This is a genomic window from Flavobacterium sp. GSP6 (genome assembly GCF_003984855.1).
Taxonomy (GTDB): Bacteria; Bacteroidota; Bacteroidia; order Flavobacteriales; family Flavobacteriaceae; genus Flavobacterium.
On sequence record NZ_RYDO01000001.1, the window covers coordinates 139,909 to 158,769 of the forward strand.

Genomic DNA, 18,861 nt, shown 5'->3' on the forward strand with positions numbered 1-18,861 from the left:
GTCATAAAGTCTAAAGTCCTCAAAAGCAGATAAACTGACTTTAAGACTTTCGACTTTACAACTTTTGACTAGTTTTAGTTATATTTTGCTGATAATTCTTTTGCCACAGATTCAATTACATCTGTAATTTCGTCTGTTAATTTTCCTGCTTTTAAAGCGTCAAGAGTTGCTCTGTGTTTGTTGTTCAAGAATTCCAAGAAATCTTTCTCAAATTCTCTTACTTTATTTACAGGAACATTTCTCAATAAGTTTTTAGAACCAGCATAGATAATTGCAACTTGATCTTCAACAGTATATGGATCGTTCAAACCTTGTTTCAAGATTTCAACGTTTCTTCTTCCTTTTTCAATTACGTTTAAAGTAACGGCATCAAGATCAGAACCAAATTTAGCAAACGCTTCTAATTCACGGAATTGTGCTTGATCCAGTTTCAATGTACCTGCTACCTTTTTCATTGATTTAATTTGGGCATTTCCTCCAACACGAGATACCGAAATACCTACGTTAATTGCCGGACGAACCCCAGAGTTAAACAAATCTCCATCAAGGAAAATTTGACCATCTGTAATCGAAATTACGTTTGTTGGGATGTATGCAGAAACGTCACCAGCTTGAGTTTCAATAATTGGCAGCGCAGTCAATGAACCACCACCTTTTACAATTGATTTCAATGAATCTGGTAAATCGTTCATGTCTTTAGCAATTCCATCATCTGCAATTACTTTACAAGCACGTTCTAATAATCTACTGTGAAGGTAGAAAACGTCTCCAGGATATGCTTCGCGTCCCGGTGGTCTTCTCAATAACAGAGAAACCTCACGGTATGCAACCGCTTGTTTAGATAAATCATCATAAACAATTAAAGCCGGACGTCCTGAATCTCTAAAATATTCTCCAATTGCAGCACCTGCGAAAGGAGCATACACTTGCATTGGAGCTGGATCAGAAGCATTTGCAGCAACAATAATGGTATATGCCATTGCGCCTTTTTCTTCTAACATTTTAGCAATTCCTGCTACAGTCGAAGCTTTTTGTCCAATAGCAACATAGATACAAAATACTGGTTTCCCAGCATCGTAAAATTCTTTTTGATTTAAGATAGTATCGATACAAACAGTTGATTTACCTGTTTGACGGTCACCAATAACTAGCTCACGTTGTCCACGACCTACTGGAATCATAGCATCTACTGCTTTTATTCCTGTTTGTAATGGCTCAGTAACGGGTTGACGGAAGATAACTCCAGGAGCTTTTCTTTCCAAAGGCATCTCGTATAAGTCTCCACCGATTGGTCCTTTTCCATCAATAGGAAAACCAAGTGTGTTTACTACACGACCTACCATTTGTTCTCCTACTTTAAGAGAAGCAATACGTTGTGTTCTTTTAGCAGTTGAACCTTCTTTGATTCCTGTAGATGGTCCTAAAAGTACCACACCTACATTATCTTCTTCAAGATTCAAAACAATAGCTTCTAATCCATTGTCAAATTCAACTAACTCTCCATATTGAACATTCGAAAGCCCGTAAACACGAGCAATACCATCTCCAACTTGAAGTACTGTTCCTACTTCTTCTAGTGTAGCACCAGATTCAAAACCTTCTACTTGCTTTCTTAATATTGCTGAAATTTCAGCAGGTTTGATTTCCGCCATCTTAATTTATAATTTAGACACTTAAATGTGCAATAAAACTAATTACTTAACTCTCTTTTTAATACTTGTAATCTGTTGGCTACTGAAGCATTGTATTGCTTGTCGCCTATTCTAAGAATAAATCCTCCAATGATTGAAGCATCTACTATATTTTCTATTGTGATTTTTTTATCCGAAAGTGTTGCAATTTTAGCCAAAACTTTAGCTTCTAATGCTGCATCCATAAGAATCGCTGTAGTAACCTGCGCTACTTCAATACCATTCATAATATCCGATAATTTACTATACTCTATGGCAATTGCTTCTAGAATTTCGAATCTTTTGTTTTCAAATAATAAATGAAACAACCCTTGAGTTACGCCATTTATATCGGCAAAAACTTCTAACAGTGCTTTTTCTTTTACCTCCACTTTCATGGTCGGGTTTTGAATAAAAGTACTCAATTCTAAATTACCCTTAATTGTCGAAGCAATCAATTTCATGTCGTTATTTACAACTTCGGCAACACCTTTTGAGTTTGCTAAGTCTAGAATTGCTTTTGCATAGCGAATTGCTGCTCTTGTACTTGCCATAATTGTTAGTTTAACTTTACATCACCTAACATTTTCTCAACTAATTTAGTTTGAGCTTCTTTGTTAGATAATTCGTCTTTCAATATTTTTTCTGCGATATTCAATGACAATGTTGAAACTTGTAATTTCAATTCGGCCATGGCTGCATTTTTTTCACTTTCAATTGCTGCTTTCGCTTGCTCGATCATTTTTAATCCTTGAGCCTGTGCTTCATTTTTTGCATCAGCAACCATTTTCTCTTTTATTTCACGAGCGTCTTTAAGCATGTTGTCACGCTCTAATCTTGCTTCTTGTAAAATACGTTGGTTGTCAGCTTGAAGATTTTGCATTTCTTTTCTAGCGTTTTCAGCAGATAGTAAGGCATTTTTAATTCCTTCTTCTCTATCATTAACTGCATCCAGAATTGGTTTCCAAGCGAATTTTTTTAACAAGAATATCAATCCTACAAATATTACTATTTGCCAAATAAACAAACCAAACGAAAAATCATTTATTAACTTATCCATTATATCTAATTATAAATTTTAAAGTATGAATTGCTTTTAATCGCAATTTGTAATGTTTTAATTTTAAAAACAATAGTTACAACCAACCGTTGTAACTATTGTTTTTTTTAGTTTTAATTAAGATGCGAATAACGCAGCAAAACCAATACCTTCAATAAGTGCAGCTGCGATAAGCATAGCTGTTTGGATTTTTCCAGAAGCTTCTGGTTGACGAGCAATAGCGTCCATTGCTGAACCACCAATTCTACCAATACCTAAACCCGCTCCGATAACGATTAAACCTGCTCCTACAATAGTTGGAATTTCCATAATATATAAATTAAAAATTAAACATTTTTATTAATAGTCTAAAGTTGTAAGGTCGAATGTAAAGTCAAGGTGACTTTTAAACTTTCAACGTTTGACTTTCGACTTAATGGTGAGCCTCTTCGTGATGATGCTCTTCGTTTCCTGCTCCAAAATAAAGTGCGGATAACATAGTGAAAATATACGCTTGTAAAAAAGCTACTAATATTTCAAGAATCATAAGCACAAATGCCAATCCAAATGACAAACTGCTTCCAATCCAACTTTTAAAAATAAACATTAAACCAATGATACTCATCAAAACTACGTGTCCTGCTAAAATATTAGCGTACAAACGGATCATTAATGAAAATGGTTTGATGATGGTTCCCAATAATTCAATTGGCGCCAAAATAAATTTCATTGGAGTTGGCACCCCTGGCATCCAGAAAATGTGTGCCCAGTAATTTTTATTGGCTGAGAAAGTGGTAATTACATACGTCAAAATAGCCAGCGATGCTGTTATAGCAATATTTCCCGTTATATTGAATCCCAGTGGCGTTAACCCTAAAATGTTTAGAAATAAAATAAAGAAAAATATCGTTAACAAGTAACTCATGTATTTCTTATAATTTTTTTCTCCAATATTTGGTATGGCAATTTCGTCTCTGACATACAAAACAATCGGTTCAAATATGCGTCCGGCTCCTGAAGCGATTCCTCCGTTTTTAGTATATGATTTTGCTAAACCTTTAAACAAGATAAACATTAAAATGGCGACAAACAAAATACCAACCACACTTTTAGTGATGGATAAATCAAGTGGCGTTACATTAGTAGGATGACCATGTTCGCCTTCTGTTAAAGTTCCGTCCGCCTCTGTTTTGTATATTTTTTCGTGGTGCAATACGTAGAAGTTTCCATTGTGTTCTGCTGTTTCTTCACCATAATGAAATTTTGAAGAAGAAAATACTTGCAAACCATTGTCCCAAAGGATAACAGGCAATGAGAAACCATTATGTGATCCTGATTCTTTATCCGCATTAAAGGTAAAAGAATGTGAATCTAAAAGGTGATGATTGATAAATTCTTTAATTTCAGATTTTACATCTGTTGGTTCAGCATGAGCTCCTTCAGCTGCCTCATGAGCAACTTCTGTTTTTACTTTCACAGAATCCTGTTCCGGATTTGCAAAACTAATTAAAGGAAGACACGCTACTAAAGTCGCTACTATGAATCTAAGTGGTTTGTTTGAAATCACCATAACAGTTAATTATCTTAATTTATTACGTTTCTGAAATTTGGTGCAAATGTACATCTTTTATTAATATGCAAAAGAATATAAAAAATTATTTTTGATGGATTTGTTCCTTAAAAAATATATTTATTGCTTTTCGTTTAAGATACGTATTGTTAATATGGTTTCGATTGCTAAAAAGAGAATAAACATTATAAAAAAATTAATTTTCTCTATTGATTTAATTTCAATTGTAACCCGCAATATAGGCTTTAAAATCAAATAACAAACTATCATTTTGATACTGGTGCTCAAAAGAAATGACATGCCTACATTATCAAAACTTCGTTCTTTCACTTTCAGCAAAACCACAAATACCATAATTGACAACGCCAAGAACAGCAGGTATAGGGTTTCTATCGAATAGTAAAAAGTGGAGTCATTTATGTGCAAAACATAAAAAATAACTCTATGAATACCGTAAGCCAATCCCGCAAGCACCAATAAAGGCAGCAGTGGTTTGTATTTTTTTAAATTCATTGTATTTGTTTTTTGCCGCAAAGGCACTCAGGCGCAACGTTATTTTAATTTGTAAAATCGGAACGTGTTACGATTGGTTTTTACGCTTTTTATTTTGAAAAATTACTGCGTTTTATTGATTTCGTTTACCTGACGGATTACATTGTACAATGCCAAAACCACGCCAACCATCACTACAATTTTACTGTAATATACTCTTGGATGGGGATAATTCTCGTCTAACCAGTCCCCAAGATAGGAAAACAAAAATATGATAACTCCCATTTGAATTGGAATATTAATGAACTGCAGCCATTTATTCGCTCTTTTCGGGGGTGGTTTGTTGTCCATCGTTTTGCATTACATTTTTAATATTTGTTTTCATGGCACAAGATGCACTAAAATCAGCGCCTGGCTCTACTGCTAATTTCCCTACAATAACTTCTCCATGAATACTGGCCTTTGATTTTACATTCAATACTTCGGTTACCTGAATTTTACCTTCAAATTTTCCTTCGATGTCCGCATTTTTGCATACAATATCTCCAGTGACACTTCCTGCGGGTCCAATCACTATTTTTCCTTCTGACTGAAAATTACCAATTAAATTTCCGTCTAATCTAAAATCAGCCTGCGAAATAATATCGCCTTTTATCGTAGTTCCTTCAACAATCCGATTCGTTTTTCCTAAAAGATCGGTATAGGATTTTGCTTTTTTATCAAACATAATTATTGCTTTTTTGGTACCAAATACGTTTCGAGATTTTTCTTGATTTGGATTACTTTGTAGTTTTCACCTGAAACCACTATTGCGGCATCCGTGATTTTATATTTTATGTTCTCTGCTAAAACCAATGTTATGTCAGTTGCATAAACCCGTGATTTTATACCGTGAATGGTAATGAAATTTTCTTTCTCCGTATAAATATCATAGGAATAATATAGTTTCTGAAGATTTTCACTGGCTATGAACATTTTAATTTTTTCTTCCACTGCTTTTGTATTTTTATCGTCACGAGAACCTACTTGATATAGAATTTTCCAATTATTTGAATCCGTTGTATTCAACTCCATTTTCTCTAAAAACGGGATTTGGTCATTCAAAATAACCTGTGCTCCTTTGCCTTCTTCGCTATTTGGATAATTATCAGCCACCTCTTGTAATGCGTTTTTGTAGGCCGTCACACCTTTTAGTTTTCCAATGGCACTTGCTTTGAGCAATTCGAATTTAGATACAATATCCTCGCCTGAAAATTGAGTAATCAAGCTGTCTGAATGCTCTATAACGGCAATAAATTGCTCTTCTTGGAATGCTTTATACCACTTAGCATAGACGCTTTCCGGGGTTTCAGTTTGAGAAATTGCATCCGGATTGGTGTTGTTAATTATTTGTGCATAACGCGAATCCGGAAACCGAATTGTTATCTCCTTTTTCATCGCAGTTGCCATGTTTACATCGGTGATTTGATATAATTTATACAAATTATACATCGCTGGAAGCACCAGTTTTTCCTCTGGATTATTGTTTAATAATTGTTCCAATTTTGCAATAGCCAAACTATTTTCTTTGAATTTTTCCTTATAAATAATACCCAATTGATAGTAAGCAAAATTACGTTCTTTGGCTATGTTGTCTAACTCGATTTGTGCCGTAGGAAGCTGTTTCAGGTAAAAATCTGGTGTATGTTCTTCTATAATTTTATTTGATTCCGTTTTCTTTTCAACGGATTGACTGTCCTCAACCGAAGCAGCAGCCAAAGTTGGGTTAGCATTTCCTGATGAAAGTCTCCAATTCCCATTTAAAGTCCTTTCTCCCCAATTTTTCTTGAAGTCTACTTTTCCAAAAGCAACTGTTGTAGGATTATAAAAATAGAAACTACCCGCTGATTGGGTCGTCGCGCTGGGAATGGTTGGTGGCATCATGGGTGATTTCCGAATGGGTTTTGCGGACTCTTGATCTGAAGCCGAACCTGCCGATCCAATCGAATTATTCCGCTCTATGTTTTCCTGTTTTGCTTTATTTTGCTCCGCTAAAAGTCTTTTGGCCTCCTCTTTTTCTTTTAGTTGAACGATATACTTTTCAAAATAAGTTTGACGATCCGCAGGGTTCATCGCCACCACATTCAGGATGCTGTCATTTCGCTTTGCTAGCGCTTCATACAAAATCACCTCATCGAGATTGCTTCTTATTTTTTGTATTTTATTAAACTCCCTTGATTTTGTATTCAATTTAACCAAGGTACTATCATAATATTTTGCCGCCACAGGATAATCCGCATTTCTAAAATACAGGTTTCCTAAATTTCTATAATTTGACGCTACTAAATAGGTGTCTTTTGAACTGGTCTTTAACGAGGCGTTATAAAAATCTAAGGCTTGTTCCTGTCTGTTTTGTTTATCATAAAACACTGCCATTTGATGAAAAATCAGATCTTTATAAGGCCTGTTCTCTCTGTCTTCTATTAATTCATCGTAGGTTTCAACAAAAGAATTAAAATCTCCCTTTTCATAATCAAACAATTCGGCTTTTTTGGCATGCGCCTGAATGACAAATCTTCTTTCGGATTTTCGGTTCATGTCAATCACGGATTGATAGGATGCAACCGCGCTGTCTTTGTATCCTAATCCCTGATACAGTTGTCCCAAAACAAAACGGTATCGTGCTTTTTCCTGATTTATTTTAGTGAATTCAATCGCGTTTTTGATCTTAGCAACGGCGCTGTCTTTTTCTTCTAAATTAAAAAAAGAAGCGGCCAAAAGGGCATTTGCATCCGCAAAAACTTGATTTTTCAGGTCGTGATCTTCTACTAATTTACTGATGTTTTTTATGACCAAAGCATCATTTCCCAGACGCATGTTTGTTTTTTCCCGCCAAATTTTGGCTTCATAAATCTTGCTGCTGTTTGGATATTTGTAGAGAATGTAATTGAAAGCATCGAGTGCCGGAACAAATCGCTGGTCGTAATACCTGGCTTTTCCAAGCATCAGATACGCTTCGTCTATTTGACTGTTTTTTTCTCTGCCACCAATGTTCATCGAATGTTTTTGAATGGCTTTGGTCGCTTTGGCTTCTGCCAATTCAAAATCGGTATTTTTAGGTTTTGTTGTGGAAGTAAAATCTTCTACAATTTGCATTTTTTCTACCGGCAGAAGTTGCCAAAAATCATCATCGCTATTGGCATTTACCGCCAGAACTCCTTTATCCAATCCTACTTGACCGTTATATAAAATATTATACTTGGTACTTAACGCGTGTGAATTTCTTGCCATAAAAGTATCTCTCTTGGTAGAACAGGCTGCCAAAAAAGAAAAAAAGAAAAAGAAAAATAACTGCTTGAATCTATTGATTTTCAATGGAAAACGTTTTTTATCAATTAACTAGTAAATACCCGTTTTAGTATATTTAGTGGTAAAAATACATTTCTTTTTGCTATCGTGAAAATTATGGTGTTATATTTCGGTTTTCCTATCGTGCGTAAGGGATGGAAGCGGCATCCCTCGCTTTTTAGCGTGGATACAGCGTACAGCCCGACCCGAAGTTGCGAGGAGGAACGACGAAGCAATCACGGAGGGTTACGCCCAAAAAAAACCGCTAATTCGCAAACTGAACATTTAAATTAATAAATGCAATTAGCAAATTAGCGGTAAAAGTTTAGTCTACGACTGTTGCGTTGAATTTTAAACGGCAAAAAATAGTTCTAATTCCTTTAAGGTTTCCTCCGAAGTTTGAATGTCTTTGACCACTTCGCCTTTGTGCAGCGCAACAATCCTGTTGCTGACCTCAACGGTGTGCAGTAAATCGTGGCTAGAAACCAGAACGGTTACTTCCGGATTATCCGCTAAATCCTTGATGATTTTTTTTAATCGAAATTGGGTCGTGGGATCTAAATTGGCAAACGGCTCATCCAGAATAATGACTTCCGGATTCCCAATTAAAGTGGCGATGATGCCTACTTTTTTCTGGTTCCCCTTGGATAAATCGCGTAAATATTTCTTGTTATTGAGGATTTCTCCGTTGAAAAACTCTTCGTGTGTTGCCAGTAAAGCATCCACATCGGCTTTGTTTTGTCCGCGTAAATCGCCAATGAAATAAAAATATTCTTCGGGCGTCAAGTACCCAATGAGAAAGCTTTCGTCCAAGAAAGAAGCGGTGAACGGTTTCCAGTTTTCGCTGGTGTTTACTTGAACGTCATTGTTGACAATATTTCCCGTTGATGGCTGAATTAAATCCAATAAAAGACTGAAAAAAGTGGTTTTTCCGGCACCGTTATTCCCTACTAATCCAAAGCTTTCGCCTTTTTTTATTTCTAAAGTATCTATTTTTAATACGGTTGTTCCGTTGTATGTTTTCGAAAGGTTGTTTACTTGTATCATTTTTTGAAGTTTAGTCGGTTAACTGGTTGTTTGGATAATGTGATTGCTATTTATCCTTTTTGTTTGTAAGCCGCAATGGTTGCGTATTTCTCTGATTTATAGATTTTTTCAATCAAGGTGAAAACTTTGTCTTTGAATGCAAAACCTATCACTCCTGCCGAAGCCACTATGGCTAATCCCACATTAGCACCGGCTAGAGTAGAACCGGCCCAATACAGTAAAACGGGCAATCCTAATTGCGGCAGTGAAATTAGCATCGTTTTTACATTGAATGCTTTTTTATCTCCAAAAGCGCCTTTCCCGGAACTCAAATCGATTGGTGTTTTAGTGTACGCGCCACCCAATAAAACTAAATGAGAATTGACTCCAATGTTATAAATGGCACCCACAATAATGGTTAAATATACCTGCCATCCAAAGTAAAGATAGAACGAAGCAATGGTTGTAGTCACAATTGTAGCAATTACCATCAGCCACCACTTTGAACTCAAATAGCCTTTGTACGGAATGTTTTGCGTCATCATTAACGGATAATACGCGCTGTCCCAACTCGGTACAAATTGTCCGAAAGTGATTAAGAATCCACCCGAAACGAATATCCCCGCAAAAATATGCATTATAGGATTATTATACGCTTCAATCCCATTAGTGAAGAAAAGAAAGCCATAAAAAAGGAACATGACGCTCAGTCCCACAGTGGTTTTAGAACGTTTGTTTCTTTTGATTAATTTTATGTCGTTTTTCAAGAAGGTTCCTATGGTTCCAAATTGGTTTAACCAAGTCAGCTCTTCTGTTTTGGCTTCATCATGTTTGTTTGACAACCCCGCATCGAGGTATAAATTCTTTTTGAAATACTGAAAAGTAATATAATATAGCACGATTAAAACCAAAACCGGAATAGCGAAAGCCCAGTACGTATTGAAAATAGCATTAAAAAATGGCGCTGTAAACTCCGTAATATTAAAGAGTCCGTAATAGTGTAATCCTCCTAAAATAGCAGCTAGTGCTAAGAAAATGGCAAATAAATTGTCCTTATTACTCAATAGAATATTTAGAAAATTATTGATGTACAGCAATGAAAACAACGCAGTATACCAAAGCATTACGGAAACTACATCATAGCCTTCGATAATTAAAACAACACAAAACGGAATCAGGAAAAAACAGTGCACCAAATTGAAGAAGGACAAAACCGTCTTCCCTAGTGAGAAATGAACAATCGTGGATTTTTTTATGGGGAAAATTAACATGGGGCGAATGTTCATTACCGGAATTTTTTGCAACAGCAATCGGATGATTAAATCCATCAACACATAATAAATCAGGAATTGATTTACGGTAACAATTGGGTCCAGATTCATTTTCTTCAGAATATAAAAGGCCCCGACTCCTAATGCCAAGAAAATTAAAATGAAATAAATGGCAACAAAACCCATCAGGATTTTCAAAGCCAAATTAGTGGCGAAGGAAGCCGATCTAAAAAATGCTTTCCATTCGAGATAAAGAAATTTTTGAATCATAGTTTGGTTATTTTGGTTTAGTAATAGGTATTTAAAAGTAAGAAAACGTTACAAATTTTCTAGTTTATATTCCGGGTAGGTTTGTTTTAAGTAGGCCTCTGCTTTGGAAGGGATTATTTTTAATACAATATAAATGGCCAAAGACATTGAGACTATCAACAGGCTCATGCAAAATAGTGTCAAGTCATGTGGATTTGTTGTTCTATCAATTCTAATGATATTAAAAAAATGAAAGGGCAAAATCATTAACCACGGAAAAGTTCCATAATTAGAAATTATTTTTTCAAAAAGCCAAATTTTTCCCGTTTCCTGCTTACGTTTTTTCATTTTTCTGTTTGCAAAAAACAAAAAAGGCAGCATACTAACTATTAAAAAAAACATGGATATCCTAAAAATCTCTATTGTATAATATTTTTTAAGGAAAAAAAACACTGCCAAAATCAAAAACACTGTCACTATAATTTTAGGTATCGTAAAAAACCTTCTAAAATGACTCCATACAATACGGTTGTATTTTTTCCCTAAAGCAATTTGCCGACTTTCCACCACATCCATAAACCCAAAAACGCCAAACTTCCTGAATTCTTTATTCAGGACTTCGTCAAAAGTAAGTTTGGGATTTTGCTGCCATTCAGTTTCAATAGCGTTTGCTAAATGATCGACCAATTCCGTTTGTAGATCGTAATATTCCACATAATGCTGACGGGTAAAAAGGTAAAGTTGGTCTATTTGTTGGTGGGTTAGTTTCATGTGAAATTAATTCAGTTGGTATTGTTTTTTGACATTTTCCTTTGTTTCTTTTTGAAGGTGAATTGCTGTAATTGAAATCAAAATTCCTAATACCCAAATACAACAAAAGAGTAATACCAACCATTGGTATTGGACTAATTCTTGTTTCAGTAGATTACTCATACTCATTCCCAAATTAGGAAAAGAAAATACCAAAAGATTAGGGTTTAAGGTTTCTAAAGTTAAAAAGTGCTTACCATCAATTTCTTTGTTTTTCCACCAGTAATATAACGATGGCAAACCAATGAGTAATAAAGAACAAAATAATACCGCTAAATATTTCTGAGGACTAACAAAATAAGCTGAAAAAGTATAAGCGAGATATACTAAAAGAATACTTCCAAAAATTTTAGGAAACTTCAAATATTCAGTTATCATTTTCCATTGTACTTTTCTGTACAATTTTTGTAAAATACGTTTTCTTTCCTCTTGAATCGCTTTAAAACTAGAATCCTCTGTAAACTTATTTTCAGCATATTGTTTCACTTGATGAAAAGTAAGTTCGGGATCTTTCTCCCAAATTTCCTCTATACTGCTTACCATGTGATCTGTAAATTCTACTTGCAATTCATACCATTTGATGTCAAAGGATTTGACATAGTTGGACACATATTCTATTTGTTCGGTGGTTAGTTTCATCTTCATAAGATTAAAATTCTAATTTTGGACTTGGATTCACTAAACTCTGCATGTTTCGGATGAAATCTTCGAGTTCTGAAAGTCGGTTGACGGTTTCTTTCTGACCGCTTTCCGTGAGTTTGTAATATTTTCGCATGCGGTTATCCACTTTTTCGATTTCAACATCCAGCAAACCTTCGGCCTCGAGTTTGTGTAAAGCCGGATACAAGGCGCCTTCGGTGATGTTGAGTTCGCCTTGGGTAATTAACTTTACTTTCTGAGTGATTTCATATCCGTACATCTTGCCGTTTTCTTCGAGCAATTTCATGATAATCGTATTCAGACTTCCTTTGTATAATTGTGAGTTTTTCATTTTTTTGTCATTGAGCGTTTTGGAATCATCTCGATTGTACCTAACAAATATACATAAGAAACTTATACATAACTTAGTGATGTATGTTAAATTTCAAATATTTTGAATTCAAAAAACCTATTCTGTTTACTATATTTGCAAAAAAAACAACATGTCGTCATTCTATAAATTAAACATTAAAGAAGTTAAACGAGAAACCACAGACTCGGTTTCGGTCTTATTTAACGTCCCATTAGAATTTAAAGCTTTTTACACCTATCTGGCTGGTCAATACACCACCTTGAAATTGAAACTTGACGGTGAAGAGATCCGTCGTGCGTATTCCATTTGTTCTTCTCCGGAAAGCGGCGAATTGCGAATTGCGGTAAAAGCCGTAAAAGGTGGTGCATTTTCTCAATTGGCTAATACAAAACTAAAAGCGGGAGATACCCTGGAAGTAGGAACTCCAGAAGGAAAATTTACCTTTGTTGCTGATGCGGATCGCGCCAGAAATTATGCAGCTTTTGTAGCCGGAAGCGGAATTACTCCGGTTTTATCCATCATTCAAAGTGTTCTCAGCAGCGAACCAAAAAGCAGTTTTATCTTGGTTTACGGAAATAAAACTCCAGAAGAAACCATGTTTCACCAACTATTACATGATTTACAACAAAAATATGTAGCTCGTTTCTTTGTTCACTATGTATACAGTCAGTCCAAAATTGAAGGTGAATTATTCGGCAGAATTGAAAAATCAACCGTCAACTTCATTTTGAAAAATAAACATAAAGAATTAGAATTCGAAAAATTCTATTTGTGTGGTCCGGAAACAATGATCAATACGGTTTCGGATGTTTTAAAAGAAAATAATGTCAAGGAATCGGCTATAAAATTTGAACTTTTCACTCCGTCTGCCGAAGAAAATCAAATAAAAAAATCATTGGGTGGACATACCAAAATCACGATTATGGTGGATGATGAGGAAACGACTTTTGAAATGTCACAAAAACAAACCGTTCTTGATGCCGCTTTAAAACAAGGCCTTGATGCTCCGTACTCCTGCCAAGGCGGAATTTGCAGCAGTTGTCTGGCTCGCATTACCTCCGGAACTGCCGAAATGACGAAAAATTCCATCCTTACCGATAAAGAAATCGCCGATGGTTTGATTCTTACCTGTCAAGCACATCCAACTTCTGAAACTATTTATGTGGATTATGATGATGTTTAGGAAAACTGTTCCCTTTACGGTAGCTTTGTTTAAAACATCTTGAGAGGCATAATTGAGATGTAATTTTTCTAAATACCTTAATGGTTCAAAAAAACATTTTTATTTTTAAAACTACTGTCCCCGGCAAAATCGTACGCATCGCATCTTCATAACCAGCTACTTTTTTATTCCCGTAAACCGAAGTCGGTAATTTTGGAAACATATTTCTATCGGAAACCAAAGAATTTTCTTTCGGTTGATTAAACGGTGAAAATCCCGCATACGGATGCGTCGCGCCCCACAGTGTAATCACTTTTACGCCTAGCATTGCTGCAATATGTGCATTCCCAGAATCCATGGAAAGCATTACATCAAGATTGCTAATGAGTTGTAATTCCTGTCGCAATTTGAGTTGCCCCGCAACAACAATCATGTTTTCTTTATTAGCAGCAAGCGAATCTAAGATTTCGATTTCCTTTTTTCCACCGCCAAAAAGCAAAATGGTATTGGTTGTGTCCAGAGCTAATTTGTCAATTACTTCCTGCATTAAATCCAACGGATACACTTTAGAATCGTATTGTGCAAAAGGAGCAATTCCAATCCATTTTTGATTTTTTTCTCCAATTATCGCAAGAATTTCTGGACTCAAAATTGCTTTTTGAGGAAATTCAGGTTGTGATAAATTAATTGTAAAACCGAGTTGTTCAAATACTTTAACGTGTCTTTCGAACATCGTAGGGAGTTGCTGGAACACTTTGTTTTCTGGCTGGGTCAGCGCTTTTTTCTCGGCTCTTCCTTTATCCGCAGAAGCTACTTTTTTTCCGCTTAAAGCAAAAAGGTTTCGGATGATTTTAGAGCGCAAGACATTGTGTAAATCGGCAAAAGCATCAATGTTTAAACCTTTTAAATCTTGGAACAAACGCAACAATCCTGCAACCCCTTTGTGTCGTACTTTTTCATCGAAAGCAAAAAAAGAAAGATTCGGAATTCCTTCAAAAAAAGGTTCGAAAAACGGTCTGGAAATCACTGTGATTTTAACATTCGGATGCTGGTTTACAAAAGCGCGTAAAACAGGAACCGTCATGGCGACATCTCCCATTGCGGAAAGCCTCATGACGGATATATGTTGGATTTCTTTTGACAAAAGAGGGTTTAAATTATTTCTTGTTTTGGTACAAAACAGGATTCAAATCATCATCGTTGTACATTTTCATTTGTTTGTACACTTTCATGAATTTATTGCCATTTTCAATGTCTGTTAATAAATCATCAATGGCAGTTGACAAATCTGTTCTTTGTTCCAATAAAATATTCAACTTAGCCTGACATTTATCTCTGTGCTCTTGTGAAGCTTCTGTACGAGTAGCTTCTTCATTCATGTGATAAATTTTTAAGGCTAAAATCGACAATCGATCAAAAGCCCAAGCCGGACTTTCGGAGTTGATTTTTGCTTGGTCTTTTACTTTTACAGCACTGTATTTTTGAAGAAAATAACTGTCAATATATTCCACCATATCGGTACGTTCCTGATTAGAAGCATCGATTCTTCTTTTTAAGGTCAAAGCGGCAACCGGATCAATATTTGGATCCCGAATAATATCCTCAAAATGCCATTGCACGGTGTCAATCCAGTTTTTGTGATACAACAAATGTTCAAATTTATCCTTTGGGAAAGGATTATTTATGGGCTGATCAACAGTATCAAATTGATGATAATCGTTGATACTTTGTTCGAATACGGAGTACGCTAATTTTGAAAACATATCTTTATATATTAAAAGACAAAGATACTTTTTATACTTTTATACCATATAAAAATAACTATAAGTTTAATTACAAAAATACGACCATGCAAATCCATTATTTATCAGAGGAAAACAGCGTCCTAAATCATTTTTTAGGGCAGATTAGAAATGTGAACGTTCACAATGACAGCATGCGCTTCCGAAGAAACATTGAACGTATTGGTGAAATAATGGCGTATGAATTGAGTAAAGAATTACAGTATAAAAGTGTAGAAATCAAAACACCATTAGGCCTTAAAAAAACCACTGAAATCAAGGATCAATTGGTTTTATGTTCCATTCTACGGGCCGGATTGCCATTACATTTGGGTTTTCTGAATTATTTTGACTATGCCGAAAATGGTTTCGTTTCTGCTTTTAGGCACCATCCAAACCATGATGATTCCTTTGATATACTTGTGCAATACGAGGCCATTTCTGACATCAACAACAAAAATTTAGTACTAGTAGATCCTATGCTTGCCACCGGTCAATCTATCGTTGCGGTTTACAATAAATTGATGGAGAGAGGCACACCTAAAGAGATTCACATTGCGGTCGTTATTGCTGCTCCTGAAGGTATCGCACATCTGGAAGCACATTTGCCGGAAAATTGTCATCTTTGGGTCGGTACATTAGATGAAAAGCTAAATGAGCACAGTTATATTGTTCCCGGTTTAGGAGATGCAGGTGATTTAGCCTACGGTGAAAAGCTATAATTGCGTAAAAAAAGCAAACAAGCCGCAGGCAATAAGCACAAATAGTACCATTTCCTGTTTTAGTTTAAGTTGAGGCAGTTCAATGTGACTGGTTGCCATAATGGCCAAAGGAGCAAATGTAAACACTAATAAGTCGCTGCTTTTATTTGATGAAATCAGAAAAATAAGTACCCCAATAAAAAACGAAGCAACAATTTTTTTGAAAGAAGTGTGCACCAATTGTGGCCTGTTAGATAATGTGGCAAACATCGAAACCAGAAAAAATAGCGCGATTGTTGCATAAATAGACAAGGCGCCGTTTTGATAATTGGTAGTGAAATAATCAATTTTAAAATTAATTTTTACACTTTTCAAAACGTAATCAACCACATTCAGGTTGAAAACTGTTGCAAAAAGCAGAAACATAATTCCTGCAATAAAAAAAGCAATAAAAGGCAACATCCAGTTTCTATAATCTCTGGAAACATGAAAAATTATAGATATAAAAACCAATACGATAAAGATTATGCTCCAAAAATGAAATAAAGCAGCCAGAAAAATCCACAATGAGGCATCAAATATTTTTTCTTTAGAAGCTTTCAGGGACTGCAATGAAATCAATCGACGTAGGGCTAATAAAATGAAGAAATTCGAAATAATCAGATTTGTATTGTCGAATATAGTTGGGGAAAAAAGCAACAACAAAAAGTAAAAAAAAATCGTGTAGGTACTGTCTTTGCTCAATCCATTTTTTTTGGCCACAAAATCGGTAATAAAAACAGAAGCCACTACAAAACAGAACAATCCTGCTTTATTTAAGATCGAAAAAAAGGAATTCACCCACGATAAATCTTGAAATTGGTATATAGAAAAGAAAACCAGCATCAAAATTACGACCAATGAAAAATTTAATGGTGTAGATTTTCTAAAAATACTTGTTATCATACGGATATTTTATACTTTTGTGTTCGTAAATATAATACTTGTTTAAAAAGCAAACCCTGCAAGTTCAAAAAGATTCTTCTAAATAAGAATTTTTACCCGTCAGAGTTCCCAAAAGACAACTACTAAAATTAATTTTATACATTATGAAAGCATTTTTCGAAGGAATACAATACTTATTTGTAAATATTTTATTTGCTCCTCTAGACTTTTTACGCTCACTAGAGCTTACCTCTTGGTTTGCTGCAAACACAATTAACTGGATTTTCATGATTATTTGTGCCTCAGCAATGGTATATTGGATCAAACAATTGAAAATTTTTGAAGAAGCAGGAACAGAAAAACAAGATACTACCGCTCACTCTTTCTTAAAATAAGAATTAAAAATGAGCGATAACTGGAAACTATTTTAAGTCGTTTCCAATATCTTTTCTAAAATACATCTTATCAAAATGTAGCTTGTCTATGTTTTGGTAGGATTTTTTTATGGCTTCTTCAAAATCATTTCCATACGAAGTTACAGTCAAAACCCTTCCTCCGTTAGAAACTACATTTCCGTTATCGAGTGTAGTTCCTGCGTGAAAAACAATCGAATCTTCAATGGTTTCTAATCCTGAAATTACTTTTCCTTTTTCGAATTCCTCCGGATATCCACCGGAAACAACCATAATGGTAGTAGCACTTCTTTCATCAATTTCCAGATTAATTTCGTCTAGTTTTTCATTGGCTACAGCCAAAAATAATTCTACTAAATCCGTTTTCAATCTCGGTATAACCACCTCAGTTTCCGGATCACCCATTCTCACATTATATTCTATTACGATTGGCTCATTTTTTACATTAATCAATCCAATAAAAACAAAGCCTTTATATGCAATTCCGTCTTTCTGGAAACCGTCAATTGTAGGTTTTACAATGCGTGTTTCTATTTTTTCCATCAAAACAGCATCAACATAAGGAACTGGAGAAACGGCTCCCATTCCGCCTGTATTTAAACCTGTATCACCATCACCTATACGCTTATAATCTTTGGCAGTTGGCAGGATTTTATAGTTTTTTCCATCCGTAAGAACGAAACAGCTTAATTCTATACCGTCCAGAAATTCTTCGATAACGACTTTAGAACTGGCGGCACCAAATTTTTGATGCACGAGCATATTTCTTAATTCTTCTTTGGCTTCTGCCAAATCTTGAATAATCAACACCCCTTTTCCGGCAGCTAAACCATCTGCTTTCAAAACATACGGCGGTTGCAATGTTTCTAGGAATTTACATCCTTTTTCTACTGTTTCAGCAGTAAAACTATCGTAAGCAGCCGTTGGAATATTATGTTTTATTAGAAATTCTTTGGCAAATTCTTTACTTCCTTCCAGTTGTGCCCCCATTTTTGATGGACCGATAACCGGAATATGACTTAATGTAGCATCGTTTAGAAAGAAATCATAAATCCCTTTTACCAAAGGATCTTCTGGTCCTACCACAACCATTGCTACTTTTTCCTGAAGAACAAACGTTTTTATAGCTTCAAAATCAGTTGGGCTAATAGCCACATTAGTAGCTATTGAAGCTGTTCCAGCATTTCCTGGTGCTACAAAAAGTGTATCACAAAGCGGACTTTGAATCATTTTCCACGCAAAAGCATGTTCTCTTCCCCCCGAACCCAGTAGTAAAATTATCATGTGTAGTTGTGTTTAGTTGTAGTGCAAAAATAATTGCTTTTGTACGTAAAAAATAATTAATTTTTAAAAAGTTGTTCGTTGTCTGTCATTAGTTGTTGGTAAATATTATTTTTGATGAATTATCACTTTA

21 protein-coding genes are annotated in these 18,861 nt (G+C 35.2%); 3 read left to right on the top strand and 18 right to left on the bottom strand.

Features of this window, described 5'->3' with window-relative positions:
* Window positions 1-74 precede the first annotated feature (74 nt).
* The 14 genes from atpA to EKM03_RS00685 all read right to left on the bottom strand — a co-directional run bounded on the left by atpA (window position 75) and on the right by EKM03_RS00685 (window position 12,445).
* The gene (gene atpA, locus EKM03_RS00620; RefSeq protein WP_126457785.1) at window positions 75-1,652 is read right to left on the bottom strand and encodes a F0F1 ATP synthase subunit alpha; all 1,578 of its coding nucleotides are present in this window, start codon (window positions 1,650-1,652) and stop codon (window positions 75-77) included.
* 38 nt (window positions 1,653-1,690) lie between these two features.
* On the bottom strand, window positions 1,691-2,224 hold the full coding sequence (atpH, locus tag EKM03_RS00625; RefSeq protein WP_126739698.1) for an ATP synthase F1 subunit delta: 534 nt from the start codon (window positions 2,222-2,224) through the stop codon (window positions 1,691-1,693).
* A 5-nt stretch (window positions 2,225-2,229) separates the two neighbouring features.
* A complete protein-coding gene (locus tag EKM03_RS00630; protein WP_126455009.1) occupies window positions 2,230-2,730 on the bottom strand; it encodes a F0F1 ATP synthase subunit B in 501 nt (166 codons plus the stop codon).
* 117 nt (window positions 2,731-2,847) lie between these two features.
* A complete protein-coding gene (atpE, locus tag EKM03_RS00635) occupies window positions 2,848-3,039 on the bottom strand; it encodes an ATP synthase F0 subunit C (RefSeq protein WP_073353856.1) in 192 nt (63 codons plus the stop codon).
* Window positions 3,040-3,142: 103 nt separating this feature from the next.
* Window positions 3,143-4,279 carry a F0F1 ATP synthase subunit A gene (gene atpB, locus EKM03_RS00640; protein ID WP_126457783.1) on the bottom strand — a complete coding sequence of 379 codons (1,137 nt, stop codon included), beginning with the start codon at window positions 4,277-4,279 and terminating at the stop codon, window positions 3,143-3,145.
* Between the two features lie 120 nt (window positions 4,280-4,399).
* Complete coding sequence (locus EKM03_RS00645) at window positions 4,400-4,792, bottom strand: hypothetical protein (protein ID WP_126561349.1); 393 nt, start codon at window positions 4,790-4,792, stop codon at window positions 4,400-4,402.
* 102 nt (window positions 4,793-4,894) lie between these two features.
* Window positions 4,895-5,122 (bottom strand): AtpZ/AtpI family protein, encoded by a 228-nt coding sequence (locus EKM03_RS00650; protein WP_126455003.1) that lies wholly within the window; start codon window positions 5,120-5,122, stop codon window positions 4,895-4,897.
* Window positions 5,088-5,498: a polymer-forming cytoskeletal protein gene (locus EKM03_RS00655; RefSeq protein ID WP_126457781.1), complete on the bottom strand. Its 411-nt coding sequence runs from the start codon at window positions 5,496-5,498 to the stop codon at window positions 5,088-5,090. The genes EKM03_RS00650 and EKM03_RS00655 overlap by 35 nt, the downstream gene beginning before the upstream one ends.
* Before the next feature lie 2 nt (window positions 5,499-5,500).
* Window positions 5,501-8,125, bottom strand: coding sequence for a lipopolysaccharide assembly protein LapB (locus EKM03_RS00660; RefSeq protein WP_158616359.1), 2,625 nt, complete (start codon window positions 8,123-8,125; stop codon window positions 5,501-5,503).
* A 324-nt stretch (window positions 8,126-8,449) separates the two neighbouring features.
* Window positions 8,450-9,145: an ABC transporter ATP-binding protein gene (locus EKM03_RS00665; protein WP_126739699.1), complete on the bottom strand. Its 696-nt coding sequence runs from the start codon at window positions 9,143-9,145 to the stop codon at window positions 8,450-8,452.
* Window positions 9,146-9,195: 50 nt separating this feature from the next.
* Complete coding sequence (locus tag EKM03_RS00670; protein ID WP_126457779.1) at window positions 9,196-10,665, bottom strand: DUF5687 family protein; 1,470 nt, start codon at window positions 10,663-10,665, stop codon at window positions 9,196-9,198.
* 48 nt (window positions 10,666-10,713) lie between these two features.
* Window positions 10,714-11,415: a hypothetical protein gene (locus EKM03_RS00675; protein ID WP_126457778.1), complete on the bottom strand. Its 702-nt coding sequence runs from the start codon at window positions 11,413-11,415 to the stop codon at window positions 10,714-10,716.
* 6 nt (window positions 11,416-11,421) lie between these two features.
* A complete protein-coding gene (locus EKM03_RS00680) occupies window positions 11,422-12,093 on the bottom strand; it encodes a hypothetical protein (RefSeq protein WP_126457777.1) in 672 nt (223 codons plus the stop codon).
* 10 nt (window positions 12,094-12,103) lie between these two features.
* Window positions 12,104-12,445 (bottom strand): PadR family transcriptional regulator, encoded by a 342-nt coding sequence (locus tag EKM03_RS00685; protein WP_091259149.1) that lies wholly within the window; start codon window positions 12,443-12,445, stop codon window positions 12,104-12,106.
* Between the two features lie 151 nt (window positions 12,446-12,596).
* On the opposite strand from EKM03_RS00685, the gene EKM03_RS00690 reads away from it, so the two are divergent.
* Window positions 12,597-13,649 carry a ferredoxin--NADP reductase gene (locus EKM03_RS00690; RefSeq protein WP_126454992.1) on the top strand — a complete coding sequence of 351 codons (1,053 nt, stop codon included), beginning with the start codon at window positions 12,597-12,599 and terminating at the stop codon, window positions 13,647-13,649.
* 85 nt (window positions 13,650-13,734) lie between these two features.
* On the opposite strand, the gene EKM03_RS00695 is transcribed toward EKM03_RS00690, so the two are convergent.
* Complete coding sequence (locus tag EKM03_RS00695; protein ID WP_126739700.1) at window positions 13,735-14,742, bottom strand: glycosyltransferase family 9 protein; 1,008 nt, start codon at window positions 14,740-14,742, stop codon at window positions 13,735-13,737.
* 43 nt (window positions 14,743-14,785) lie between these two features.
* On the bottom strand, window positions 14,786-15,391 hold the full coding sequence (locus tag EKM03_RS00700) for a DUF4254 domain-containing protein (protein ID WP_126561354.1): 606 nt from the start codon (window positions 15,389-15,391) through the stop codon (window positions 14,786-14,788).
* An 86-nt stretch (window positions 15,392-15,477) separates the two neighbouring features.
* Here EKM03_RS00700 and upp point away from each other — a divergent pair, with 86 nt between their 5' ends.
* Window positions 15,478-16,131 carry a uracil phosphoribosyltransferase gene (upp, locus tag EKM03_RS00705; protein WP_126561355.1) on the top strand — a complete coding sequence of 218 codons (654 nt, stop codon included), beginning with the start codon at window positions 15,478-15,480 and terminating at the stop codon, window positions 16,129-16,131.
* Here the strand turns inward: upp and EKM03_RS00710 are convergent.
* Complete coding sequence (locus tag EKM03_RS00710; RefSeq protein WP_126739701.1) at window positions 16,126-17,055, bottom strand: DUF6427 family protein; 930 nt, start codon at window positions 17,053-17,055, stop codon at window positions 16,126-16,128. The genes upp and EKM03_RS00710 overlap by 6 nt on opposite strands.
* Window positions 17,056-17,198: 143 nt before the next feature.
* Between EKM03_RS00710 and EKM03_RS00715 the strand changes: the two genes are divergently transcribed.
* Window positions 17,199-17,429, top strand: a complete 231-nt coding sequence (locus tag EKM03_RS00715) for a uracil phosphoribosyltransferase (RefSeq protein ID WP_126454980.1) — start codon at window positions 17,199-17,201, stop codon at window positions 17,427-17,429.
* Between the two features lie 27 nt (window positions 17,430-17,456).
* Here the strand turns inward: EKM03_RS00715 and purD are convergent, their stop codons facing one another.
* Window positions 17,457-18,731, bottom strand: a complete 1,275-nt coding sequence (gene purD, locus EKM03_RS00720; protein WP_126457773.1) for a phosphoribosylamine--glycine ligase — start codon at window positions 18,729-18,731, stop codon at window positions 17,457-17,459.
* Window positions 18,732-18,861 lie beyond the last annotated feature (130 nt).